Here is a 6,823-nt window from a genome sequence, read left to right as displayed (position 1 = left end):
TGCCTGTCTGAAAAACCTTTTCAGACAGGCAGTTGTTAATAAGGTGGGTACGATTGGACGTAAACCGTAATCGTATTCATGGATTTCGGTTCCACATCTTTATGATTGGACAAAGTTGCAGCCATTAACATTTAAATTTAAAGTGCTTGTATTGGGAGGTAAAACTATTTGGCATTGCCATGTTCCATTTATAGGGTTGCGGGTTAGTCTGATAATTGTTCCGGTCAATACTGTGCTAACATCTCCCCCTAATGTTGCTTCTAATCCTCCAAATGCATTATTATTATTGGTGATTGTAGCTAAGCTAACTATATTTGAAGTTGGGTTATTACCATTCAATCCAATGTATTCATAAATAGAACCATTTGGATAGTTTTGCCTATCTTGATCCGGATCTACAGTAGGATAGCCGCCTTGAGACAAAATAGTGTCGATACTTGCTTTTGTCGAGGAAATTTCATATACAGCTCGAGTAAGCTGAGATTTGGCAACATAATTCTGGAATATAGGTAAAGAAATAGCCGATAACACGCCCAAGATAATTAATACAATCATTAATTCGATGAGGGTAAAACCGTTTTGCTGTTGGTGTATTTTTGCCATATTTATGAATTTAATAAATAATCTTTAACCGATTATTTATTTCCCCCTTTTCGTTGGTAATAATTTTTAGTTAAGTTATGAAAAACGCGCCTTAATCAAGGGCGCGTTTTTACATTAGTAAAAAAACTAAATTTAGGGTCGTCGAGCGTTGTTTGCAGCAACTGGGCAACCAGCAGGCGCATATGCTGCATCAACAGTTGTAGAGCATGTCCAAGTACCTTGGTTATTGCGAGACCAAGTTAGGGTGCGGCCACCGTTATTTCCTCCAGGAACTAATGCCGCAGCAGCGTTGTTACCAAAAGTTGCAACGATAGTTGCTGTGTTGGCACCTGCATTAATAGTAACTTGTGGTACGCCAGTACCAGCAGCAAGTGTTTCACCGCTTTGGGCGTTGCCTCGTAAGATGTTAGAGCCAGTTGCCCCAAGTGCACATTGACCTGCGCCATTACCAACAACATTTTGACCATTCAACATACAGGTTTCAACAACGGTTTTCAGGTTGCCGGCTTCACCCATAGCACGGGTTACTTGTGAGCGGGCGATGTAGTTTTGATACATCGGCAGTGCAATCGCAGCCAAAATACCGATAATGGCGATTACGATCATCAATTCAATCAGGGTGAAACCTTTTTGTACAGCTTTCATTCTTTCAAACTCCGTATTTATTTAAGTAGTAAAAATTTATCCCGCAATGTATTTGGTAATTTCTTCAAACCATAATAAAGAAGGGAACTTCATCAGTTGCGGCGGGCTGTTTCCAGTTTTGCCGCAGATATGAGGTATCTAGCAATGGGCGTGCCAAAGTTTGAAAAATTGTGGAATTTGTTTTTATCTATTTGATTTTTATTTATTTTGTGGTTTGTTTTTATGATCTGTTGTTTGGGTTTGGCGCTGTCGCTTTATGGTCATGTGCCGAAATTTGTCAGCTAATGAAAAATATTTACATATCTTGACTGACATTTTTTGTCAGCCGGTGTGGTCGGGATGGCTTGGTAAAAGGGATTTGCTCATGCTTATAAAAATAGCTTTGCATATAAATAGTTAGTTTAGTTAGTTTAAATTCCAGATAAACGGTTTTATTTTTAAATAGAAGATATTTATGACATAGGATTGTTTGGGTTTGTTTACAATTCTATTTTGTAAGAAATGGATATGCCTGTCTGAAAAGTCGTGGGGGTATTTCTAATAAACTGGTATTAAGACAAGTCAGCGCTGTCGGCCGTAAATTAGAATGTTTTGATAAATGATCGGATACAAGTATGCTGTGTGCTAAGCCAACCAAACCAGCCAGATTAATAATAAAACGATGAACATAATCACGCTGCTGATTGCGATGATTTTCCAATCGTTTTTTATCTCATGTCGTGTTTTGATGCGCTTTTTTGTTTGCACATAAAAAAACGGGCTGAGTAATATGGAAATGGCGGAAATTAAGATAATTACTGCGTAATAGATTTTTTCCGGCGGCATGGCATATCTTGTTTAGCTTAAATGTGGGTTTTATTATAGTCAAATTGCTTTCATGCAGCTTCTTCATATTTCTTTGGAAAAAATGCCTGTCTGAAAAATAGTAGGTCTTGAAAATTTTAAGCAGCTGAATCTATTCCTTATAAGAATAAGAAAAGTTTCAGCTGCGCATTTTGATAGGGAAAGTTTTTCAGACAGGCATTATTGGATGTCTAAATCAGGAAATGATTTCACTAAATCATCTACTGCTTTTACGCGAACCAAGAAGTCTTCCAGTTTGCTTAAAGGTAGCGCGCTTGGGCCGTCGCATTTTGCTTCGTCGGGATTGGCGTGACTTTCTAAAAATAATCCGGCTAATCCGGTAGCCATGCCCGCCAGTGCCAAATCCAAAACTTGGCTGCGTCTGCCGCCTGAGGCTGCTGAACCGGATTCGCGGGTTTGCAGTGAATGGGTTACATCAAAAATAATCGGTACATCAGGGCAGGTTTTTTTCATCACACCAAAGCCAAGCATGTCCACTACCAGATTGTCATAGCCGAAATTGGAACCGCGTTCGCATAAAATCAGCTGGCTATTGCCCGCTTCTTTAAATTTTTCCACTATATTTTTCATTTGCGAGGGGCTTAAAAACTGGGGTTTTTTGATATTGATTACTTTGCCGGTCTTGGCCATGGCTACCACCAAATCAGTCTGGCGCGCAAGAAAAGCGGGCAGCTGCAATACATCCACCACTTCAGCCACCGGTTCACACTGCCACGGCTCATGTACATCAGTAATCACCGGCACACCAAATTCTTTTTTTACTGCTTCAAAAATCTTCATTCCTTCATCCAAACCCACGCCACGGAAAGAATGGATTGAGGAGCGGTTTGCCTTGTCGAAAGAAGCTTTGAATACATAAGGAATGTCAAGCTTGCGGGTTACTTCTACATATTGTTCACAAGCTTTCAGTGTGGAATCTAAATCTTCCAATACGTTGATGCCGCCGAACAGGGTAAACGGAAGGTGGTTGGAGAGGTTGGTGTTGGCAATCTTCATGGGAATCCTTGTGTAAATTGAGAAATATTGGAAAATAACGAAATTGATTATAAGAAAAAACAATAAGCATGCATATGCTATTTAATGAGGGATTGGATGTGAATTTTTTACTAAAGCTTTTTCAGACAGGCATTGAGTAAAGATGCCTGTCTGAAAAATGATATGGCACATCATTCATAGCCATTGGGATTATTACATTGCCAGCGCCAAGCATCGGTTATCATTTGTTTTAAATCTCGAGTTGCTTGCCAATTAATCTGTTGGTTTGTGTAAGACGGATCTGCAAAACACTCAGCCACATCCCCCGAACGACGCGGTTTGAATTGATATGGGATATTTAAACCTGAAACAGCTTGAAAACATTTTACAACGTCTAAAACCGAATATCCTTTACCGGTTCCAAGGTTATAAATATGAACGCCCGAGCAATTCAGTTTAGCTTGCATGGCTTTCAAATGCCCTTCAGCTAAATCCATTACATGAATATAGTCGCGTACTCCTGTTCCATCATGGGTCGGATAATCGTTACCAAAGATAGAGAGGAAAGGTTGTTTGCCTGCTCCGACTAGGCAGACGTAAGGGAGCAGATTATTTGGAATGTCATTCGGATGCTCTCCAATCAAGCCGCTTTCATGTGCACCGATAGGATTAAAATAACGAAGTAATGTTACGCTCCAGCGAGAGTCTGCTGCTTGGATATCTCCCAAAACACGTTCAGCCACATATTTGGAAGTACCATAGGGATTGGTTGTGCCGCCAACCGGCATAGTTTCTGTGATCGGTGTTTGAGTTGGATTGCCATAAACGGTTGCAGAAGAGCTAAATACTATATTGAATATTCCGGCAGCGGCCATTTCTTCTGCTAAGATTAATGTGCCGACAACATTATTATCATAATATTTAATCGGATTGCTAACACTTTCTCCTACTGATTTCAATCCTGCAAAATGCATAACGGCTTCTATTTTGTGTTGACAAAATATCTGTCGAAGCAGTGCACGATCGCGAATGTCTCCTTGATAAAAAGGCGTTTCTTTTTTTGTTATCGTATAAATACGTGAAAGAATATTGGGTGAGGAGTTGCTTAAGTTGTCAAGAATAACTACATCGTGGTTCTGTTGGAGCAAGGTAACCACTGTGTGTGAACCGATAAAGCCGGTTCCGCCCGTAACAAGAATAGTCATTTTTATGGTAATTAATTATAGAAGTCAAACTACTTACAAAGTTTATTTGCAGCTATTCAATGCAAGATTGAATAGCTGCCATTCGGATACTGATAAACTTATAAAGTTTTATGAAAAAAATTGATTATGATGCTTGGTTATTGACTTATTCTTTTTAAGAAATAATCTGCAAAAAATAATTTAGGATTACGGACTAATTTATTCAGTTTTCTTTTTAAAGTAGTACTCTTGTGAGACATAAGTTTTAATTGGTCTTGACGAACCATTCTGTCCAAATTCGCATCATTAATTTTCTTCGAAGGAGGTGACGTTAGTACCTGTGGTTTTGAAACCGGTTTGGGAGATGCTGGTTTTTCAACCTTTTTTTTTGCATTATTTCTTTCTATATAATCGTCTAAACGATACCTATCAAAAAGAAAACTGTTTCTCAAGTTGATAGGTGCAGTATTGTTGATTACCTTCTCGCCTTTGTTTGGCACGCGAACTACCTCGTATCTAATATTTTCAGATATCGATAGTTTAGCTAGTTTGGTATGGTTTCTTTCTCTTCTATCCCATTTGGCAAAAGAATAAAAATCATTAATTAAATAAGAAATAAATTTAAGAGATTTCTCTTTATCAAAAGCAAATGATGGTTGTATTAGTTTTTGAGAAAGATCCGATGCATCAACAGCAAGTTGGTTTAAACCGTTGCATTCATAAAATGCCTGACCGAAGAAATAAACAGGTTTTTGATAAGCGGCAGCCAACACGCCTACACCACTATTAATTAGTGCAACAGCATCGCAAGCATCTAAAATATCACCGATATGATAATCGTCAACATTTATGGCATTATCTATTTTGACTTTCTCTACAGTTAGTGGGTGATTTTTGTATACAACCCGCCATTCAGTTTCTTCCAAAAGGAATGGCAGCTTTTTAATTTCATTAATAAAGTTGTCATAGCTTTTAATATTTCCGCAGAAAAAATTAGTAGTTGTATCACTTGGAGATTGTAAAGCTACAAAAAGTATTTTGATATTATTTGAGTCTCCAAATAATTTCCGCTTAAGGTTATCTTTTCCAATAAGAGATGATTGAGGCTCCAAGCTAGAACCACTGCTTCTTAAATGGGAAATATATTCAATAGTTTTTTGTCTATTTTCCTCTGTTAATGTGGTAGGCCAATTGTTTTCAGAATATGAATTACTTTCAGCACAAAAACCATTTGGATCAATATAGATTGACCACGGTAAAGCCCCACGCTCTATAACATAGCATGGAATACCTTGAGTTTTTAAGGCTTGGTATAACGCTTGTCGTTTAGGATTGCCGTAAGGGTTATTAAAAACAACCGATTCAATGTTATAGGTTTTAATCAGTTTATTTAAAAATAATATACTAATATTGTTTTCTTCTATTAAAAGCGGATTGTTAAAGAATTTAAAAACCTCATGAGTATAAGAATGAGGGTTTTTAGTTAGAAAAAGATGCGTCTTTTTATTTGGGTTCCAAAGTGGAGGCAATTCATATTTTTCATTTGAATAGCGAGCAGTATTTGATAAGAAAATTTGATGGTTCTTTTCTCTTACTGCGGGCGAACGATGCTCTGCAATAGGATGCCATTTATGAAAACTGTAAATACCTTTTTGGCCAATAATATCTGCAAAAATTCGAAATAGAGAACGCCATCCCCTCCACTGTACTTGGTTGGAATATGGACGAGTGTCTAATTTATAAAATTCACGCGGCTTTTCTATATTGGATTTTTTCAGAAGGCGTAACCAAAAATCCGAATCTTCAAATCCCCATCCTTCAAACGAATCATCATATCCCCCAACAAACAATGCGTGTTCGCGAGAGCAAACTAAATAGGACGAAGCAGGGGCATGGAATTCAATCATATCTGAATCGGTTGCATTAAATATTTCAGATACAAGTTCATCGTATGCTTCTGTGGTTAAAGGAGCAGTTAAATTTTGCGATCCTTCTTCTGTTAGATATGAAACTGGAATTACAAAAAAAGGCCAGTTTCTTTGGATGAGGAACGATTTAATTTGGGTATTAATCCAGGAGTAAAAATCCTTGTGTGAAATTAAATCAATATCTTCAAATACAACATAATCTGCTTCAGATTCTAATAGTGCAATATTGCGAGCTTTAGATGCATTCCACATTTCACAAGAGGTGTCGGCAAAAATGTATTTAAAATTATTTTGCGCACATATAGATTTTATTAGATCACTATCTTCTTGAGGAGAACCGTAATCAACTATTATAAAATTAACATTTGATGGAATTGAATATAAGGAACGCTGTTGTAAGCGTGGTATTAAATCATATTCCTTGCGAGTTCTTACGGGAATAATGACATCTACACTGAAGGATACGGATTGATTTTCGTTTTGATTATGAAGTAACATTAAATAACCCCGTTAATAGTTAAGTTGATACATGAATTTGCTAATATTTTGTTTTGTTGTATTTTTTAAATTGCTTGAAGCGATTCCGGCTTTGATAGGTTATATATTTACTTTGCTGTTTCTATG

Annotated in this window: 6 protein-coding genes; all 6 read right to left on the bottom strand. The window is 37.3% G+C overall.

Annotated elements, in window-relative coordinates:
* Positions 1-99: 99 nt before the first annotated feature.
* Complete coding sequence (locus tag HMPREF9370_RS11715; RefSeq protein ID WP_009115277.1) at positions 100-603, bottom strand: pilin; 504 nt, start codon at positions 601-603, stop codon at positions 100-102.
* A gap of 132 nt (positions 604-735) precedes the next feature.
* Positions 736-1,248: a pilin gene (locus HMPREF9370_RS00555; protein ID WP_009115276.1), complete on the bottom strand. Its 513-nt coding sequence runs from the start codon at positions 1,246-1,248 to the stop codon at positions 736-738.
* A 624-nt stretch (positions 1,249-1,872) separates the two neighbouring features.
* Positions 1,873-2,073 carry a hypothetical protein gene (locus HMPREF9370_RS00550; RefSeq protein WP_009115275.1) on the bottom strand — a complete coding sequence of 67 codons (201 nt, stop codon included), beginning with the start codon at positions 2,071-2,073 and terminating at the stop codon, positions 1,873-1,875.
* Between the two features lie 198 nt (positions 2,074-2,271).
* Positions 2,272-3,108: a 3-deoxy-8-phosphooctulonate synthase gene (gene kdsA / locus HMPREF9370_RS00545; RefSeq protein WP_009115274.1), complete on the bottom strand. Its 837-nt coding sequence runs from the start codon at positions 3,106-3,108 to the stop codon at positions 2,272-2,274.
* A gap of 170 nt (positions 3,109-3,278) precedes the next feature.
* The gene (galE, locus tag HMPREF9370_RS00540; protein WP_009115273.1) at positions 3,279-4,292 is read right to left on the bottom strand and encodes a UDP-glucose 4-epimerase GalE; all 1,014 of its coding nucleotides are present in this window, start codon (positions 4,290-4,292) and stop codon (positions 3,279-3,281) included.
* 137 nt (positions 4,293-4,429) lie between these two features.
* Positions 4,430-6,697 (bottom strand): capsular polysaccharide export protein, LipB/KpsS family, encoded by a 2,268-nt coding sequence (locus HMPREF9370_RS00535; RefSeq protein WP_009115272.1) that lies wholly within the window; start codon positions 6,695-6,697, stop codon positions 4,430-4,432.
* Positions 6,698-6,823: the final 126 nt, after the last annotated feature.

Source organism: Neisseria wadsworthii 9715 (genome assembly GCF_000227765.1).
Lineage (GTDB): Bacteria > Pseudomonadota > Gammaproteobacteria > Burkholderiales > Neisseriaceae > Neisseria > Neisseria wadsworthii.
The sequence above is the reverse complement of the archived record's forward strand: the minus strand, read 5'-3'. Positions and strand labels throughout refer to the sequence as shown.